The 16,594-nt window shown below is 67.6% G+C and carries 14 protein-coding genes and 1 riboswitch; of the genes, 9 read left to right on the top strand and 5 right to left on the bottom strand.

What is annotated here, in order from left to right; translation table 11 throughout:
* Positions 1 to 746: 746 nt before the first annotated feature.
* Positions 747 to 941: a DUF2795 domain-containing protein gene (locus AC5RWX_RS00415; RefSeq protein ID WP_493942116.1), complete on the top strand. Its 195-nt coding sequence runs from the start codon at positions 747 to 749 to the stop codon at positions 939 to 941.
* Here the strand turns inward: AC5RWX_RS00415 and AC5RWX_RS00410 are convergent.
* Positions 938 to 1,450: a metallophosphoesterase family protein gene (locus AC5RWX_RS00410; RefSeq protein WP_493956865.1), complete on the bottom strand. Its 513-nt coding sequence runs from the start codon at positions 1,448 to 1,450 to the stop codon at positions 938 to 940. The genes AC5RWX_RS00415 and AC5RWX_RS00410 overlap by 4 nt on opposite strands.
* A gap of 22 nt (positions 1,451 to 1,472) precedes the next feature.
* Positions 1,473 to 2,093 (bottom strand): LysE/ArgO family amino acid transporter, encoded by a 621-nt coding sequence (locus AC5RWX_RS00405; protein ID WP_493956866.1) that lies wholly within the window; start codon positions 2,091 to 2,093, stop codon positions 1,473 to 1,475.
* Between the two features lie 70 nt (positions 2,094 to 2,163).
* Between AC5RWX_RS00405 and AC5RWX_RS00400 the strand changes: the two genes are divergently transcribed.
* The 7 genes from AC5RWX_RS00400 (at position 2,164) to AC5RWX_RS00370 (ending at position 10,096) form a co-directional block, all read left to right on the top strand.
* Entirely contained in the window at positions 2,164 to 3,063 is a 900-nt protein-coding gene (locus tag AC5RWX_RS00400; RefSeq protein WP_493956867.1) for a LysR family transcriptional regulator ArgP, read from the top strand.
* Between the two features lie 109 nt (positions 3,064 to 3,172).
* Positions 3,173 to 4,684 carry a succinyl-CoA:acetate CoA-transferase ScpC gene (gene scpC, locus AC5RWX_RS00395; RefSeq protein WP_493956929.1) on the top strand — a complete coding sequence of 504 codons (1,512 nt, stop codon included), beginning with the start codon at positions 3,173 to 3,175 and terminating at the stop codon, positions 4,682 to 4,684.
* Between the two features lie 111 nt (positions 4,685 to 4,795).
* Positions 4,796 to 4,905: riboswitch (TPP riboswitch) on the top strand.
* Between the two features lie 30 nt (positions 4,906 to 4,935).
* Positions 4,936 to 5,607 (top strand): YkoF family thiamine/hydroxymethylpyrimidine-binding protein, encoded by a 672-nt coding sequence (locus AC5RWX_RS00390; RefSeq protein WP_493956868.1) that lies wholly within the window; start codon positions 4,936 to 4,938, stop codon positions 5,605 to 5,607.
* Positions 5,608 to 5,628: 21 nt separating this feature from the next.
* Positions 5,629 to 6,246, top strand: coding sequence for an ECF transporter S component (locus tag AC5RWX_RS00385; protein ID WP_493956869.1), 618 nt, complete (start codon positions 5,629 to 5,631; stop codon positions 6,244 to 6,246).
* Complete coding sequence (locus AC5RWX_RS00380) at positions 6,236 to 7,954, top strand: ABC transporter ATP-binding protein (RefSeq protein WP_493956870.1); 1,719 nt, start codon at positions 6,236 to 6,238, stop codon at positions 7,952 to 7,954. Before AC5RWX_RS00385 ends, AC5RWX_RS00380 begins: the two co-directional genes overlap by 11 nt.
* Positions 7,951 to 8,763, top strand: coding sequence for an energy-coupling factor transporter transmembrane component T family protein (locus AC5RWX_RS00375; protein ID WP_493942390.1), 813 nt, complete (start codon positions 7,951 to 7,953; stop codon positions 8,761 to 8,763). The genes AC5RWX_RS00380 and AC5RWX_RS00375 overlap by 4 nt, the downstream gene beginning before the upstream one ends.
* On the top strand, positions 8,747 to 10,096 hold the full coding sequence (locus AC5RWX_RS00370; RefSeq protein WP_493956871.1) for an NtaA/DmoA family FMN-dependent monooxygenase: 1,350 nt from the start codon (positions 8,747 to 8,749) through the stop codon (positions 10,094 to 10,096). Before AC5RWX_RS00375 ends, AC5RWX_RS00370 begins: the two co-directional genes overlap by 17 nt.
* A gap of 4 nt (positions 10,097 to 10,100) precedes the next feature.
* Here the strand turns inward: AC5RWX_RS00370 and AC5RWX_RS00365 are convergent, their stop codons facing one another.
* The 3 genes from AC5RWX_RS00365 to AC5RWX_RS00355 all read right to left on the bottom strand — a co-directional run bounded on the left by AC5RWX_RS00365 (position 10,101) and on the right by AC5RWX_RS00355 (position 15,517).
* A complete protein-coding gene (locus AC5RWX_RS00365) occupies positions 10,101 to 10,925 on the bottom strand; it encodes an oxidoreductase (RefSeq protein ID WP_494096788.1) in 825 nt (274 codons plus the stop codon).
* A 235-nt stretch (positions 10,926 to 11,160) separates the two neighbouring features.
* Complete coding sequence (locus AC5RWX_RS00360) at positions 11,161 to 12,567, bottom strand: YibE/F family protein (protein ID WP_494096787.1); 1,407 nt, start codon at positions 12,565 to 12,567, stop codon at positions 11,161 to 11,163.
* A gap of 367 nt (positions 12,568 to 12,934) precedes the next feature.
* Positions 12,935 to 15,517 (bottom strand): AMP-binding protein, encoded by a 2,583-nt coding sequence (locus AC5RWX_RS00355; protein ID WP_494096786.1) that lies wholly within the window; start codon positions 15,515 to 15,517, stop codon positions 12,935 to 12,937.
* A 266-nt stretch (positions 15,518 to 15,783) separates the two neighbouring features.
* Between AC5RWX_RS00355 and AC5RWX_RS00350 the strand changes: the two genes are divergently transcribed.
* Positions 15,784 to 16,545, top strand: a complete 762-nt coding sequence (locus AC5RWX_RS00350) for a hypothetical protein (protein ID WP_494096785.1) — start codon at positions 15,784 to 15,786, stop codon at positions 16,543 to 16,545.
* The last annotated feature ends 49 nt before the right edge of the window (positions 16,546 to 16,594 follow it).

Here is a 16,594-nt window from a genome sequence, read left to right as displayed (position 1 = left end):
GGACGTCTGCCATTCTGACGGCGAAAGGCGTGGGCAGCGTCCGGGCATATTTACTTGGGTAGATCGTGCCGAATGTTCCGGCACCCCCTGGCGAGGCATCTGGCCTGCGCACTCCGTGGACGCTACCGGAAAGTAACCAACGTTGCAAAACCGTGATTGACCTACGGCGTGTCGATCCACCCTGCCGAGGGGATCAGGGCTATGTGTGCCTCGTTGCTCCAGCGGCAACTCGTGTTGGGCCAACTCCCCTCCGCTCCGACCTCTTGGGTGCGCCTTACAACGTAAGCAGCGGCAAGGAGGCGAACAACCAGTTTGGGCGCGTAACCGCGCGGTTTTTGCGGTCTGCAACCCGCTTATACGTCGGCCGCCAACGGGGCATGATGGTTCCGTGGTTACCACGAATCTGCGGACCGCCCAGGCGCCGCTGAAGGCCAAATATCGGCATCAGCCCGAGACCGCGATGATCACCCTTTACGCTGAGGGCGAACTTGGTGACGGGGCCGGTTGTTCCGTTGGTAAGGGCCGGCTTCAGTCGGAATGCACCCCGGCGACCGGTGGCGGCGCAAGCGTGGCTTGTTCCGGGGACATGCTGCTACAGGCGCTGGCGGCGTGCACCGCCTCCAGCAAAACAACGACGGCGGCGCGCCGCCCCTCCCGTAGCGCGGTCGCGACAGCCGCCGGGGCCTTCCCAGCGCCCGGCGCAGCGCGTAGCGTGGTGTTCTTCAGCCGACCGGAAGGAAACCTCCATGGCAGAGAACACCAGTCCGATTGACATCCAGAAGGCGCTGGGCGGCGTTGACTACCCCGCTTCCGCCGCTGATCTGGTTAAGAACGCGGAAAAGTCCGGGGCCGGCGACGACGTCCTGTCGGCGCTCAGGAATCTTCCCGACCGGCAGTACGAGAGCCCGGCCGAAGTCAGCAAAGCCGTTTCCGGCAACTAGCCCGCCGGCTTGTCCACCGGCACCAGCTTCACACCTAGGAGCCTGCCGCCGTCGGCCGTCGCCGTCATGTAGGTACAGACCGGTTGGCGGCGGCGGTCGGTGGGCGATCCCGGATTGAGCAGCCGGAGACCCCCGGGCGACGTGGTGTCCCACGGGATGTGGCTGTGCCCGAACACCAGCACGTCTACGTCCGGAAAGCGCGCCTCACACCGTTGTTCGCGGCCCTTCGCCGTTCCCGTTTCGTGGATCATGGCGAAGCGGACGCCGTCAACGGTTGCTGCTGCGACTTCCGGCAGGCGCGAGCGCAGGTCGTCGCCGTCGTTGTTTCCGTACACGGCGATCAGCCGTCGGCTGCGCTGCTCCAGTTCGTCCAGCAGGTCCGCGGTGACCCAGTCGCCGGCGTGGAACACCACGTCGGCCGCGCCTATCGCATCCCACACCTGCTTGGGGAGCCGGCGGGCACGCTTTGGCACGTGGGTGTCCGCGAGGAACAGAATCTTGCTGGCCATACCGGAATCCTTGCATACCCGCTCAGAATCCGAAGGCCATTCGCAGCCCCAGCGCCAGCATGACCACCGCGATCAGTCCGTCCAGGATCCGCCAGGAGCCGGGCCGTGCGAAGAAGGGGCGGAGCAGCCTGGCGCCGAATCCGAGCGCACTGAACCAGGCGATGCTGCCCAGCACGGCGCCGAGGCCGAAATACCAGCGCAGTTCGGGGCCCTGGGTGTTGGCGATGGAACCGAGCAGCAGGACCGTATCGAGGTAGACGTGCGGGTTCAGCCAGGTCAGCGCCAAGGCGGTGGCGGCCACGGAGGCTAGCCCGCCGCCGCGCTGGTTCTCCGAGGCGGTGAGCGCGCCCGGCTTGATCGCCCGTTTGGCGGCGAAGACGGCATATGCCAGCAGGAAGACGGCCCCGCCCAGCCGAATGATGTCCACCACCGCGGGCGCGGCCTGGATCACTGCGCCGATTCCGGCGATTCCGGCTGTGATCAGCACCGCGTCCGAGACCGCGCAGATGAGGACGACGACACCGATGTGCTCGCCCCGGATCCCTTGGCGCAGCACGAAGGCATTCTGCGCCCCTATCGCGATGATCAGGGCCAACCCGGTCCCCAGGCCCAGCAAAACGGTGGGGGCAATAGCGGTAGTCACAACAGTCGACGCTATCCGAGCCGCAGACACCAGTACAGCTAAAGAAACTACAGTTACGTAAGCTGAGCTTATGCAGCCGTTCCAACTCGATCATCTGGCGACCTTCGCCGTCGTCATCGAGGAAGGCAGCTTTGATGCCGCCTCTCGCGTACTGCACGTGACTCCCTCCGCCGTTTCGCAGCGGATCAAGGCCATGGAGCAGACGGCCGGGCAGGTCCTGCTGCAACGCACTACGCCGGTGCAGCCGACCGCTGCCGGCGATGTGGTCCTCCGGCTGGCGCGGCAGGTGCGGGTCCTGCAGGCCGATGCCCAGCGCGAACTCGGCGGCAGCATGACCGGGCTGGCCCTGCCGCTGGTGGTCAACGCGGATTCGCTCGCCACCTGGTTCCTGGGGGCGCTGGCCCGGATGCCGCGCGATCGTGGCGTGTTCTTTGAGGTGCACCGTGAAGACGAGCAGCATTCGACCTCGCTGCTGCGGTCGGGTCGTGTCACCGCGGCGGTGACTGCCACGCCGGAACCAGTCCAGGGCTGTTCCGTGGAAGCCCTCGGCTCGCTCCGGTACCGGGCGGTGGCCAGCAGCGACTATCTGGCGCACTGGCGGCCCAACGGGACGCCGGACGACGACCTGGCCTGGCTGGGTGAGGCGCCGGTGCTGGACTTCGACCGCAAGGACGACCTGCAGGAGCGCTTCTACCGGACGGTGACCGGCGCCGGCCTGTCCGCGCCCCGCCACTACATGCCGGCGTCCGGGGAGTTTGCGGCCGCCGTCCGGCTGGGTATCGGCTGGGCCCTGCTGCCGGAACAGCAGTGCCTGGCGGACCTCCGCCGCGGCACGTTGCATGAGCTGGCCCCGGACCTGCCGGTGGACGTGCCGCTCTACTGGCAGCGCTGGAAAATCAGCTCACCGATCCTTGATGAACTCTCCGCCTGCGTGCGGCAAACCGCGGAGGAACAACTGCGCCAGCCGTAGCAGCACCGCCACGCAGGAGCGCTCCGTGCGGTGCTTCCGCCCGTCACCAAGGCCCGAACATCCGTGCCCGACGCCTAAGGTGGAGGGAAGAATCTGACGAAGGGGCATGATGCAAGACCGCATTCGCAATGCCCGCATGCTCGAGCGCGTAATGTCCGCCGAGCAGGCGGCCGAACTGATCAAACCCGGCATGACGGTGGCCATGAGCGGCTTCACCGGGGCCGGCTACCCGAAGGCCGTGCCGCAGGCGCTGGCGGCGCGGATGGAATCCGCCCACGCAGCGGGTGAGCAGTTTAAGATCCGCGTTCTGACCGGGGCATCGACCGCCCCTGAGCTCGACGGCGCGCTGGCCAAGGTGGACGGGATGGAGTTGCGCTTGCCCTATCAGTCCGACCCAGCACTGCGCGAGCGCATCAACGCCGGGGAATTGGACTACATCGACATCCACCTCAGCCACGTCGCCCAGCACACCTGGTTCGGGTTCTTCGGCGACGTAGACCTCGCCGTCGTCGAAGTGGTCGGCATGCTGGAAGACGGCCGGCTGATCCCGTCGTCCTCGGTGGGCAACAACAAGACCTGGTTGGAGCAGGCGGACAAGGTCATTGTGGAGGTCAACAGCGCGCAGCCCGCCGAACTGGAGGGCATGCACGACGTCTACTACGGCACCGCACTGCCGCCGAACCGGAAACCAATCCAGCTGCTGCATCCGGATGACCGGATCGGCGACCCATATCTGCAGGTGGACCCGGACAAGATCGTGGCGATCGTGCACACGGACGCCCCTGACCGCAACTCCCCGTTCAACCCGCCGGACGAGACCTCGCAGCAAATCGCCGGCCACCTACTGGACTTTTTGGACCAGGAGGTCCAGCGCGGCCGCCTGACGGACAAGCTGCTGCCGCTGCAGTCCGGCGTCGGCAATATCCCCAATGCGGTGCTGGAAGGCTTGGCCGCCGGCGGCTACCGCGGCCTGACCGCGTACACCGAGGTCATCCAGGACGGCATGCTGAAGCTGATCAAGGACGGCGTGCTGCGGATGGCGTCGGCCACGTCCTTCTCGCTCAGCCAGGCCGGGGTGGAGGAGTTCAACGCCCACGTCGATTACTACCGCGAGCGCATCATCCTGCGCACCCAGGAGATCTCCAACCACCCGGAGCTGATCCGCCGGCTGGGCTGCATTGCGCTCAACGGCATGATCGAGGCGGACATCTACGGCAACATCAACTCCACCCACATTGCCGGCACCAAGGTGATGAACGGCATCGGCGGCTCCGGCGACTTCGCCCGGAACGGCTACCTGTCCGTGTTCATGTCGCCGAGCACGGCCAAGGGCGGAAAAATCTCCAGCATCGTGCCGATGGCCAGTCACGTGGACCACACCGAGCACGACACCATGATTGTGGTGACCGAACAGGGCCTAGCCGACCTGCGCGGTCTGGCCCCGAAGCAGCGCGCGCGCAAGATTATCGACACCTGCGTGCATCCGGACTACCGGCCGATGCTGCAGGACTACTTCGACCGCGCCTGCAGGGACAGCTTTGCCAAGCACACCCCGCACCTGCTCGGCGAGGCCTTGTCCTGGCACCAGCGCTTCGTGGAGACGGGAAGCATGCGCCCCTAACTCCCGCCGCCCGGCCCGGCAGCAGCCGGGCCTGGCCGCGGCCGTCTACCGGAGTGTGACGTCGTCGTACTGGCGTCCTTTCGCCACCTGGCGAACCTGCCGGTAGGCTGCTGGCTTGTACACGGGAGTCCGGTGAGCCGGGCTGAGAGGAAACTTCTCAAGTTTCGACCGTTGAACCTGATCTGGATCATGCCAGCGCAGGGAGCAACCCTCACACCCGTGCCCTGTCCACACCACAGAAGGGCGCGACCATGCGAGCACCTGACGCTGCCGCCACGGCAGCAAACCATCCCTCCCCCGGCAACACCGGAACCTCCTTCACCGCCACGCCGCGCGAATTCGGCGTCGGGGCCAGACTGACCTTGGCGGTGATGGCCGATGACTACGTCGACGTCATCCTGGCGGCGCTGCGGCAGGCCGACGCCACCGGGCTCGAGGTCCAGACCGGGAAAGTCAGCACCTACGTCTCCGGCGCCGAACAGGACGTGCTGCGCTATCTGAGCCAGGTGATTGCCGCGGCCGGCCGCAGCGGAGCGCACGTGGCGGCCGCGGTCCAGCTGTCCCGGGGCTGCCCGGGCGGCGTCAGCTGCGAGATCCCCGAGGGCGGCGCGGCGCTGTACTCGGAGATCCCGCAACTGGAACCGACCGGCATCCAGGCGGCGGCAGACTGGGCGATCTACCCGCTCGCCGACGGCGGAACCGGCAGCGCTGCAGCGGATCACATGCGCGACATCTACGCCGCCATCGACTACGCCAAGTCCACCGGCGTGATCGTGACCGAAGACCACTACGTCACCCGGCTGGACGGAGACGTCGCCCAGGTCCTGCAGACCATCGCCGCGGGATGGGTCCTGATCGGGCGCACCGTCCAGCACGTCGTCACGCATGCGACCTTGTCCATCAACAGCCCCAGCGCGTCCTGACGCTGGCCGGAAGGAATCTACATGTCAACCTCATCTAGCCCTGCCCGCACACGGTCTTCCTGGAGCCTCAAGGACCTGGTCCTGCTGGTGGTCCTCGGCGTCGTCTTCGGTTTCCTCTACTGGGTCTTTGTGCAGGCCTGGACTGCCCTGTCGATCCTGATGGGACCGGCCGGCGACCTCTCGCAGCACTTCCTTGCCGGCAGCTGGCTGTTGGTCGCGCCGATCGCCATTGCTATCGTCCAGCGTCCGTTTGCCGGCGTCATCGCCGAGGTGCTGGCCTCGGTGATCGAGGTCGTCTTCCTGGGCTCGGCGGTGGGCCCGATGCTGTTCATCGCGGCGGCCATCCAAGGCATCGGCAGCGAAATCCCGTTCGCGGCCACCCGCTACCGTTCGTACGGCTGGGCCACATATGCCTTGTCCGGCCTGCTCGGTGCCGGCCTGGTCTTCTTCTATTCGGCCTTCCGCTCCGGCTGGTACGGCCAGGACCTGTTTTTCACCCGCCTGGTCATCCACCTGATTTCCGGCGTGGTGCTCGGCGGCCTGTTGGCCAAGCTGATTGTCGACGCCCTCGCGAAGACGGGCGTGGTGGACAACTTCGCGATCGGGTGCGCGCGTCTGGGCAAGGCCAATGCCCGCTGAACCTGCCCTGCTGCTCGACGACGTCTCCGTTGAGTTTCCCCGGCGGGAGTCCGCGGTGCTGCGCGGCGTCGGGCTGCGGCTGGAGCCCGACGAGCACCTGATCGTGTTCGGGGCCTCGGGGTCCGGAAAGTCCACGCTGCTGCAGGCGATCACCGGGGTGGTTCCGCACACGGTGCTGTCCACGCTCACGGGCCGCGTGTCGGTGAGCGGGACGGCCACCACCGATGCGTCGGTCGTCGAACTCTCGCGCGATGTCGGCGTCCTCGCCCAAGACCCCTCCTCCGGCGTCTGCCTGCCGGACGTGGAACAGGAACTGGCTCTTCCGCTGGAGAACCGCGCCGTGCCTCCGGGGCAGATATCGGCACGCATCGACCGCGCCCTCGCGGCGGTCGATGCGGCCGGTCTGCGGCAACGACAGACGGGCCGGCTTTCCGGCGGAGAGAGCCAGCGCGTGGCGCTGGCAGCCAGCCTGATCGCCGAACCGGCGATCCTGCTGCTCGATGAGCCGACCTCCATGCTCGACCCGGCCGGCCTCGCTGCCGTGCGGCAGGCGATCGACGCTGCCACAGCAGCCTACTGCCCGGCCGTCGTGCTGGTCGAGCACAGGCTCGACGACTACGCCGGACGCGCAGGAATTGCCGGGCTGCCCGGCCGGGCGATCGTGCTCGGTGACGAGGGCCAGGTCCTGGCGGACGGCGCGACCACGGAGGTGCTGGCAGACAGCGCCGGACAGCTCAATGCCCGCGGATGCTGGCTGCCGCTGGGAACGGAACTGTTGGCGGTCACCGGATTGACCGGAGGTCTGGACGCGCCCGGCGTACGCTCCGCTCTCCGCGACTTGGCGGCACCGAACGACGGCGGCACTCCAGTTGCGCCCTGCGCCGGCGGCACGGTCCTATCTGCACAGAATGTCTGCGTCGCGCGCGGCAGCGAACCGAAGAAGCGCCGTTCCCGGCGTGCGCCAGTGGCGGAACCGGCGATCCTCGACAACGTGAACGTCGAGCTCAGGCGCGGGGAGATCACGGCCCTGCTGGGAGCGAACGGAGCGGGCAAGACATCGTTGCTGCTCACCCTGGCGGGACTCCTTCCGCCCGCCGAAGGAACGGTGCTCGGACCCCGCCCCGGCATGGTGTTCCAGAACCCCGAACACCAGTTCGTGGCCCACACCGTCGCAGAGGAAGTCCGGCACGGGCTGCCCGATGCCCCGGACGACTTCTTCGCAAACCTGTTGGACCAGCACCGGCTCACCCATCTGGCCGGCCAGAGCCCTTTCCGGCTGTCCGGCGGCGAAAAGCGCCGCCTCAGCGTTGCCGCCATGCTGGCCCATGACCGGCCTGCGTTACTGGCGGACGAGCCGACCTTCGGCCTGGACCGGAGGGACACGATTGCCACCGCCGCCGCGTTCAGGCAGGCGGCGGCCGCCGGCCGCGCCGTCCTCTTCTCCAGCCACGACCTGCGTACCGCTGCCGCCCTGGCCCACCGCGCCGTCGTCATCGCAGAGCGCACCGTGATTGCCGACGGAGCCATCTTCGACGTGCTGCGCGACCCGGACGTTTTGGGACGGGCCGGCCTGACGCTGCCGCCGCTGCTCGACTGGCTGTTCGCCGAGTTCGATTCGGCAGACGCCATCCGCCGCGTCCTCAGCGGGCTGGATGCGGCAGTTTCCGCTGGGGCCTGCGCGCAACCGCTGCCCGGGACCCGAGCATGACCGCCGCAGTCCCCGCGGGACCGGTCGCCGCTTTCGGCAGCGTCCTCGCCCGGCGCAATCCCACGGTCAAGCTCGCGCTGTTGTTTATCGTTTCGCTGGCGCTGGTCTTCATTTTCGATCCGGTCACGCCGGCCGTCCTCTACGTCATGGCGCTGGCCGCCATCGGTGCCTCTACGCGGCTGCCGGTCAAAACCATGGCACTGGGGCACGTACCCTTCCTCGCCTTCGGCCTGGGGATCTTCTTGGTCAACACGCTTAGCCGCCCCGGCCAGATCCTCTGGGAGGCCGGCCCCCTGCGGGTCACCGTCGAGGGACTGTCGGTGGGTGGTTCGCTGGCCCTGCGGACGCTGGTGATCGGCGTTCTCGCCATTGGCTTCATCGCTTCCACCGACGGCGTGGCGCTGATGGGAAGCCTGCATCAACATGCAAGGCTCGGCTCCCGGATCACCTACGCCGTGCTGGCCGGTTACCGGATGCTGCAGGAGATGCCGCGGGAGTGGCAGACCATCCGGCAGGCCCACGCCGTCCGGGCACCGCTCCGCCCGGACGGCACCCTGCCCGGCGGCCTCTCCGCCTACGGCCGTGCCGCCTTTGCCCTGCTCGTCGTCTCCGTGCGCAAGGGCGAACGGATGGCCCAGTCCTTGGAATCCCGCGGCCTCGGGCTGTCACCCCGGACAGTCTGGCGGAAGATTCCGCTCACCCGCACCGACTGGCTGATGGCGGCAGCCGTCCTGGCCGTGCTCAGCGGGACCCTGTATGCCAGCCACGTGCTGGGATTCTTGGAAGGCTACGATGCGCTCTTCACCTGACGGCATGCACCTGGTGGCGATGGTCAACCCGCCCACCAGCCAGTATTCGGAGAATTGGCGGCATCCGCTCTCCCGGCGGGACTGGCTGAGCGCCGAGTTCTACCTCGATCTGGGCCGGACACTGGAACGCGGCTGCTTCGACATGCTGTTCCTGCCCGACGCGCTGGCCGTCCCGGAGGACAACACCGGCGACTTCGCCACCACGCTGGTCACCGGCGGCAAGGGCGCCATTTATCTAGACCCCTTAATCACCCTGTCGCTGGTGGCCGGGGCGACGCGGCACCTGGGTTTGGCCGCGACCATCTCCACGACTTTCACTCCTGCCTACACGATCGCCCGGAAGCTGCTCTCGCTGGATCACCTCTCCGGCGGCCGCGTGGCATGGAACATCGTCACCTCCACCACAGACGCCGAGGCCGCCAACTTCGGCCTGGCCTCCATCCCGCCCAAGGCGGAGCGGTATGACCGGGCCGACGACGTGGTTCAGACGGTGCTGGACTTGTGGGACTCCTGGCAGCCCGGCGCCCTGACACTGGACGGGCCGCAGCGCCGCTTCGCGGATCCGGAACTGGTGCAGCGGATCCCCGAGCGGCCGCTGTACGGCGGCGGCCGGCCGCTGAGCCGCGGCCCGATCACCTTGCCGCGCAGTCCGCAGGGGCGGCCGGTGCTGATGCAGGCCGGATCCTCACCGCGCGGCATGGAGTTCGCCGCCCGCTGGGCCGAGGTGGTGTTCGTCGTGGCGGACACCCCGGACGCGATGCGGGCCGTGCGGACCGAACTTCGGGACCGTGCTTCCGCCGCCGGACGGAATCCGGATCAGCTGGCCGTCCTTCCTGCGGTTCAGCCGATCACCGGTGCAACCCGCGCTGCAGCCGTCAACTCCGTGCAGGGCCTGGAAGCGGCGCTGGACCAAGAGGACGTTCTGACCAAATTGGGCCGGCTCCTTCACGCGGACCGGAACGAGCTGGATCCGGACGGCAGCGCCGAGGCATTGCTGCTGGCCCACCGCGGCGCAACCGGCAGCGAGGGATTCGAACAGATGCTGCTGGCTGCAGCCCGCCGTCAATCCATGACCGTCCGCGAGCTGGCGAACGCCCAGGCCATGAACCAGCTGCACCCCCAGCCCGTCGGCGATCCGGCGGACATCGCCGACTACTTGTGCGAACTGTACGACTCGGAAGCGGCCGACGGTTTCGTGATCATGTCCGCGCTCTACCCGTCCTCGCTCGAAGAGTTCGTCAACGGCGTCGTCCCGGAACTGCAGGCACGCGGCCGGTTCAGGACCTCGTATTCGGGACGCACCCTGCGCGGCCACCTGGGCGCCGCCATCTGAAGCCTCAGCGCAGGAAGACCTTGGCGATCAGCGCGTCGAAGACCCGGTCCGGCAGCAGCCGGCGGGCGCTCATGATGGTCCGCGCGCCCCGGCCCACCGGGTACCGTGTGCGCGGGCGGCGGGCAGCCGCGACGCGGGCTATCCGCCGGCCAACCACCTCCGGACGCGCTGCTGTTCGTTCCGTATACGCCTCCGAAAGCGCCCGTGCGACGCTCTCCGCCTCGCCTGCATAAGCCGTGCCTTCGGAGTTCTGCAGCATGCTCCGGACCGCGATCGAGTCCCATTCGGTCAGGACGGGTCCCGGTTCGATGATCACCACATCAATGCCGAAGGGTTTGAGCTCCACCCGGAGACTGTCCGACAGGCCTTCCACCGCAAATTTGGCGGCGTGGTACCAGCCGGCGAGCGGCTCGTAGAACACGCCGCCGATCGAGGACACGTTGATAATCCGGCCGCTCCCCTGCGCGCGCATGGCCGGGGCTGCCAATTGAATCAGCCGCCCCATGCCGAACAGGTTCACTTCGAATTGCTGACGCGCATCAGCCAGCGGCACGTCCTCGACGGCACCATAGGACGCGTAGCCTGCGTTGTTGACCAGCACGTCCAGCCGGCCCTGTTCCGCGAGGATCTGCTCCACCCCGCCGGCCATGGACGCGTCGTCGGTCAGGTCCATGCCGAGCACGCGGACCCCGGCCCCTTCCAGCGGACGCATCCGCTCCAGCCGGCGCGCTGCCGCGTAGACCGTGAAGCCGCGGCGCGCCAGTTCATGGCAGGTATGCTCGCCGATCCCGGAGGATGCCCCGGTCACCAGGGCCACTTTATCCAGCACGGCTTCCCCTCACTTCCCCAAACCAACGACGACGGCGGTGCTCGCCTCGTGTGGCACTGTCCGGGCGGCGCCGTCCGGCCCCAAAGAGCCGCCGACAGCCATCGCTTTCCACTGCCAGCGGCGCACCGACGTCCAACCCCCCGGCCACCGGTGGGACCACGCTACCCCGCCCAGATCGGACGCGCCTACCTAGCAGCGCTGGCAGGGACCTTCGTTCGTCGTTGCCGAACAAGGGTCACAGCTGCCTGGGGCCCTGGCCTCCATAGCTAGGCAAGTGCCCTTCCGGTTGGGTTTGGGCAAGAACGGAATCGAGGCCTTCGATTCCGTGCTGGTGCTCGCTGTGGTTGTATCCACTCTCGCCGCCATCTGCCCGTGAACGCCGGGCTCGGCGCCCTTTGCCCGATGGCTCCCCCACGGCTGACAGCCCGGGGATGCTGGTGGCTTTGACCACCAGCACTGCGATCAGCGTGGTGATCGGAATTGCCAACACCAGCCCAATCGATCCCACGAGAGTGCGCACGATTTCCTCTGCCAGTTCGCCGCTGGTCAAGGTTGCCACCAAGGGGCGTTCGTGCAGCGACATCAGGATGAGCACCGGAAGGGAAGCACCAGCGTACGCGAAGGCAATCGTGTAGACGGTCGAGGCGATGTGGTCGCGGCCCACGCGCATGGCTCCGGTGAACAGCCGCATGGCGGAGGCGCCGGGAGCCAGCTCGTACATCTCCCATACCGCCGAGGACTGGGTGATGGTGACGTCGTTGAGCACGCCGAGGCCGGAGATGATCAGTCCGCACATGATCAGCCCGGAGACCGAGAGGCTGCCGCCCATGTTGATCAGCTGGTAGGTGTAGTCGTCGTCCACGCCGGTGAGGTAGGCGGCGTCGGTGGCCCAAGCCGCCAGCAATGCGGTCACGCCCAGGCCGATCAGCGTGCCCAGCAAGGCGGTGGACGTTCGGGCGGAGAAGCCGTGCGCAAAGTAGAGCACCCCGACCATAATGACCACCGAACCGATCAGCGCCATCAGCAGCGGCGGCTTGCCCTCCATCAGGCCCGGCAGGATGAACTGCGCCAGCACCACAAATCCCCCGGCCAGCCCCAGCATCGCGCGGAAGCCGCGCCAGCGGGCCACCGCCACCACCACCACCGCATAGAGTAGGGCCAGCAGGACCATCGGCACAGTTCGGACGAAGTCAACAAAGACGTGGACACCGTCCTGCCCGCCGCGCACACCGGAAAGGTCGAGGTAGCGGATGGTGTCGCCGACGTCGACGCCACGGGACGCCGCAATTTCCCGCGACATCTCCACAGGCAGGGTGGAGCCCCCGGCTTCTGGCAGGGTGTAGGCAACCATGCACTGTTCCGCTTCCATGCCTGCGGCCACCGAGGCCTGTGAGGTGGGACAGTCTTCCAGCTCAACCCTTTGGACGGTGCCCACTTCGAAGCTCAGACCGGGTGCCGCTGCAAAGGGATCGGGGATGTCGGTTTCGGTACCGGAACCCGAGGGCCACAGCAGGACCATGCCCACCAGCGTCAGCACGGTGACCGGCAGCAGGATCACCGCCAGCAGCAGGTTCGCTCGGCGTCTGGCGGCCAGCGCGGCGGCGCCGGGCGTGGATGGCTGGTGTGCGTGGCTGTGGCCCACAGTCAGCCGCTGACAATCGAGGTTTCGGCCCGCAGCCGGCTGGCATGCCCGGGGTCCGGCAGCGGCGGCTGTTGCATAGTAGGTACTGCCCTCACCAGGTCTTGTCCCACCCGTGCGGTCGGAGCGGGAGCTGATCTGGCTGCTGACATGAGGTGGTTCTCCGTATCTGTCCAAGCGGCTGACTAGCGCTCTGCAAGGCTGTCCTCGCGCAGAAACTCCTGGACTTTACTTGCTTGAATCGGCGGGGCAAAGCTACAACGTTAGCCTACTGAAAACGGGGACCCGGGCGGCACGTGCCGGGCTTCATGGTTGACGAAGGCGTACTGAAGGATGCTCGGGTGAGGATCTCCGGAGCGGCAACCGACACTCACCTCGCCCCTTTCCTGGGTGCTGGCCACCTCCAGGACAGGAGGTCAAGGGAAGCCGAGCGGGAGCTGCGAAGCTGCTTGATCCGGCGGCCAGCTGTGGCCATGAGATGCATGGACAAGGCCCAGTAGGCGGCTCCTGCGGCCAAGGAGGCGGTAACGGCGAGGGCGGGACTGATCGGGGCAAGGCCGGGGTAGACGAGCCAGTGGGTGAGGTAGGCGTACAGGGACGAGGCGGCGAGCACGCCGAGCAGGCGGTGGAAGCCGGTGGGCACGGGGAGGGCTGGCAGCCAGGTCAGCAGCAGGATGCCGGCGAGGATGGTGGCGTCGCGGTAGGGCTCGCCGAAGAAGCCCGGCACGGTGAGCGCGGCCAGGGCCGAGACGGCCAACCTGCGGATCTGGCTGCTGGCCCGGGCCACGGCCCACCCCAGGGCGAACAGCCACAGGACAGGGGCGGGGTTGGGCGCGGGGAGGACGAGGATCTCGAACCGGGTCAGCAGCCCAAGCGCGGTCAGGGCGAGAGGGAAGGCGAAGGGGAAGCGCCGCTCGGCCCGTGCCAGCTGGGGAATCGTGAGCAGCGCCGCCACGGAGACCAATACGTACACGAGCATTTCAATGAACCAGAAGTCCCAGCGGGTGGTCCACGTTTCCGGGCCGACCATGGAGTTGAGCAGGACGATGTTTTCGGGCCCGTACCGGTCGGTGAGCAGGTAGGCGGCGGCTATGAAGGCCACGCTCGGCACGATGATCCGCCCGAGGCTGCGCACCTGCCGCCGCAGCCGCGGGATCCGCTCGCCGCCGAGCTGGAAGCGGGCGAAATTGAAACCGGCTGCGGCGAAGAGCACATGCGCCATGCCCGGCCAGTGGAAGAGCTGCGCGTGCGTGGCGATGATCGCGACGATCCCGAGCGCGCGCAGGACAATGCCGGTCTCCAGCGGCGCGAACACCCGTCGCCAACCTGGCACCGCCGGCCGGGCCCGCGCCGCGAGCTCGCCCACGCGGGTGATGTGCCAGTCCGGCGGCAGGTGCCCGAGCGCCTGCTCCAGACGGATCGACGCCGCCACGTAGGAGAGCGAGTCACCGCCCAGGGAGACGAACGTGTCCTCATCCCGCACATCGCCGCACTCGAGGGTCTCGGTGAAGATGGTCCGTACGTCCTCCGGCGGCCCTGCGGGAACCGGCTCCGGTGCCGGATCTAAGGGTTCCGGTTCCGGCGTCGCGAGGGCCAGCACTGCCGGGTAATCCACCTTCCCGTTGGCTAGCCGGGGGACGCTATCGACGGCGTGCACCTGCACGGCGGCGCGCGGCAGCCCGAGCCGTTGGGCCAGTATCTTGCGCAGCAGTCCCGGGTCGTGGTCGCCGGTAACGGCGACAATAAGGCTGCGGTCCGACCCCGCGGCGGCCGCCGGAACTCCAAGTTCGGCCAGGATCTTCTCCACCTGGCCCAGGTCAATCCGCATGCCCACGATCTTCACGAATCGGCTAAGCCGCCCCACCACCTCGTACACTCCGGAGGGCCGCAGCCGCGCCAGGTCGCCGGTGCGCAGCTCGTCGGCCACGCGCCCGAGGGCCAGGTCCTCCGGCCGCCCGGCGTAGCCGAGCATGACGTTCGGCCCGGTATAAACCAGTTCGCCGTCCGGCAGTCCGGGCACCGGGTCGATCCGAAACGCCCCGCCCGGCACGGGGATCCCGATCGTTCCCGGGTTGTCCGCCGCGAGCCGCGGGGGCAGGTACGCCATCCGGGCGGTGGCCTCGGTCTGCCCGTACATAACGAACAGGTCCCACCCGCGGCGCTCGCCCAGCTCCCGGTAGCGACTCGCGGTGTCCGGGTCGAGCCGCCCGCCCGCCTGGGTGATGTACCGCAGGCCGGGCAGGTCCATGTCCGGGAACCCTATCCGCTTCAGCAGTTCGAACGTGTACGGAACCGCCGCGAACGTCGTGGCACCTTGTACCTGGAACAGTTCCCAAAAGCATGGATCCACCACAGAGAGGTCGGTGAGCACTAGGCCGGCGCCGCGCAGCAGGTGGCTGTTGATGACGGAGAGGCCGTAGCAGTAGGACATGGGCAGAGTTGTTGCGGCGCGGTCACTCGGCCGGATGTTCAGGTACTGGGCGATCGCCTCGGCGTTGGACTGCAAGTTCTCCTGTGAGAGGCGCACCAGTTTGGGAGAGCCGGTCGAGCCAGACGTGCTCAGCATCAGCGCCAGCTCCGGATGCAGTTCGTGCCGCGTACCCTCCCGCCGCTCTTCCAGCACCGGCTCCCCGCCGCCCGGACGCAGGACCACGTCCGGGTCGTAGGTTGCCAACACCGACTCAAGCGCCGCCGGCTTATCCGCCGGCACAAGGATGAGCGGATGTCCCGCGGACAGCGCGGCCAGGTACGCGACGAGGGAGTCGAGGTCGTTCGCCGCCGTCAGCACGGCGAGCCGACGCACCGGTCCCAGCCGGGCCGCGAGGTCGTCCACCCGGTCCGCCAGCTCGCGGTAGGACAGCGTTCGGTCTGCCGTGAGGACGGCGGGACGGTCACCGTGACGCTCCAAATCAGCAGCGAAACGGACCGGGGTAAGGTCGAGCTCAATAGTCACCAGAGCATCGTACAAGGTAAGCCTAACCTTACCTTGTACGTGAAGGTCTATTGCGGGAAGCAGTCGGGTCCTCGGTATACGTCCCGTTGCACTTGGCGGGAACCGGATCCGCGACAGCTGGGCGCCTGATGTCTTCTCGACAAGCGGTGAAGCCCGGAGCACACTGTTGGGAATAGCGGCTTGACCTCGTTGTGTCGTGACCAGGGCCGCAGGGTCCACTCCTGCCCGGGTAGTCGACGCGCCCGTCGCCGCGTGGAGGTGAACGAATGGATCAAGCAGGCGGTGTCATCCGGCCCACTCCGGAAAGGGAGCCGGAGCCTCGTGCCCCCATCCATTCGCGCTTGCGGCCGGCCGCAACGCTGCTTTTTGCCGGCGTGCTGGTCTCGTTGATAGCGGGGCTATTCCACCCTGACAACGCCAGCGCCAACGATCACCTGGCAGCGTTCTCCGAGTACGCGAACAGCGCTGCGTGGACCGGGATCCATCTGAGCCAGTTCATTGGGATGGCGATCTTGGTTGCCGGACTGCTGGTCCTGTTTACCGCCCTGGATCTCCATCGCGGCGCTGCTGCCTGGCTGGGAAGGTTCGCCGCCGTCGCCGCTGTGGCGGCACTTGCCCTTTATGCGGTCCTCCAAGCCGTGGACGGTGTCGCCCTGAAGCAGGCGGTGGACGCATGGGCCGCAGCGCCGGAGGCGGAAAAGACGGTCCGCTTTGATGTCGCGGAGGGCATCCGCTGGCTGGAATGGGGTGTCAGGAGCTACCAGAGCGTGTTGCTGGGACTCTCGTTTCTGCTGTTTGCCGTTGCGATTTTCTGGAGCGGCCGGGTGTCCCGGTTCGTGGGCGGCCTCCTGGGGCTGACCGGATTGGCCTACCTGGTGCAGGGCTGGGTCATTGGTACCGAAGGATTTTCGCCCAACAACGCCGTGCCGACCCTTATCGGTATTGCGGCGAGCATCATCTGGAGTATTTGGCTCCTGATCAACGCGTGGCGCCGACCGACGGCGGACCTGCCCTCCGCAACCAACTGACTGGCCGATTGGCTGCGGGAAACTTCCTGTGCAAGGGTGCTAGGAGGGC

The sequence above is a fragment of the Arthrobacter sp. SPT-J7 genome, from assembly GCF_059089965.1.
The sequence above is the reverse complement of the archived record's forward strand: the minus strand, read 5'-3'. Positions and strand labels throughout refer to the sequence as shown.

Coding starts and splice junctions, on each gene's coding strand:
- AC5RWX_RS00415 (WP_493942116.1), top strand. CDS start 747: ATGGCAGAGAACACCAGTCCGATTGACATCCAGAAGGCGCTGGGCGGC.
- AC5RWX_RS00410 (WP_493956865.1), bottom strand. CDS start 1,450: ATGGCCAGCAAGATTCTGTTCCTCGCGGACACCCACGTGCCAAAGCGT.
- AC5RWX_RS00400 (WP_493956867.1), top strand. CDS start 2,164: ATGCAGCCGTTCCAACTCGATCATCTGGCGACCTTCGCCGTCGTCATC.
- scpC (WP_493956929.1), top strand. CDS start 3,173: ATGCAAGACCGCATTCGCAATGCCCGCATGCTCGAGCGCGTAATGTCC.
- AC5RWX_RS00390 (WP_493956868.1), top strand. CDS start 4,936: ATGCGAGCACCTGACGCTGCCGCCACGGCAGCAAACCATCCCTCCCCC.
- AC5RWX_RS00385 (WP_493956869.1), top strand. CDS start 5,629: ATGTCAACCTCATCTAGCCCTGCCCGCACACGGTCTTCCTGGAGCCTC.
- AC5RWX_RS00380 (WP_493956870.1), top strand. CDS start 6,236: ATGCCCGCTGAACCTGCCCTGCTGCTCGACGACGTCTCCGTTGAGTTT.
- AC5RWX_RS00375 (WP_493942390.1), top strand. CDS start 7,951: ATGACCGCCGCAGTCCCCGCGGGACCGGTCGCCGCTTTCGGCAGCGTC.
- AC5RWX_RS00370 (WP_493956871.1), top strand. CDS start 8,747: ATGCGCTCTTCACCTGACGGCATGCACCTGGTGGCGATGGTCAACCCG.
- AC5RWX_RS00350 (WP_494096785.1), top strand. CDS start 15,784: ATGGATCAAGCAGGCGGTGTCATCCGGCCCACTCCGGAAAGGGAGCCG.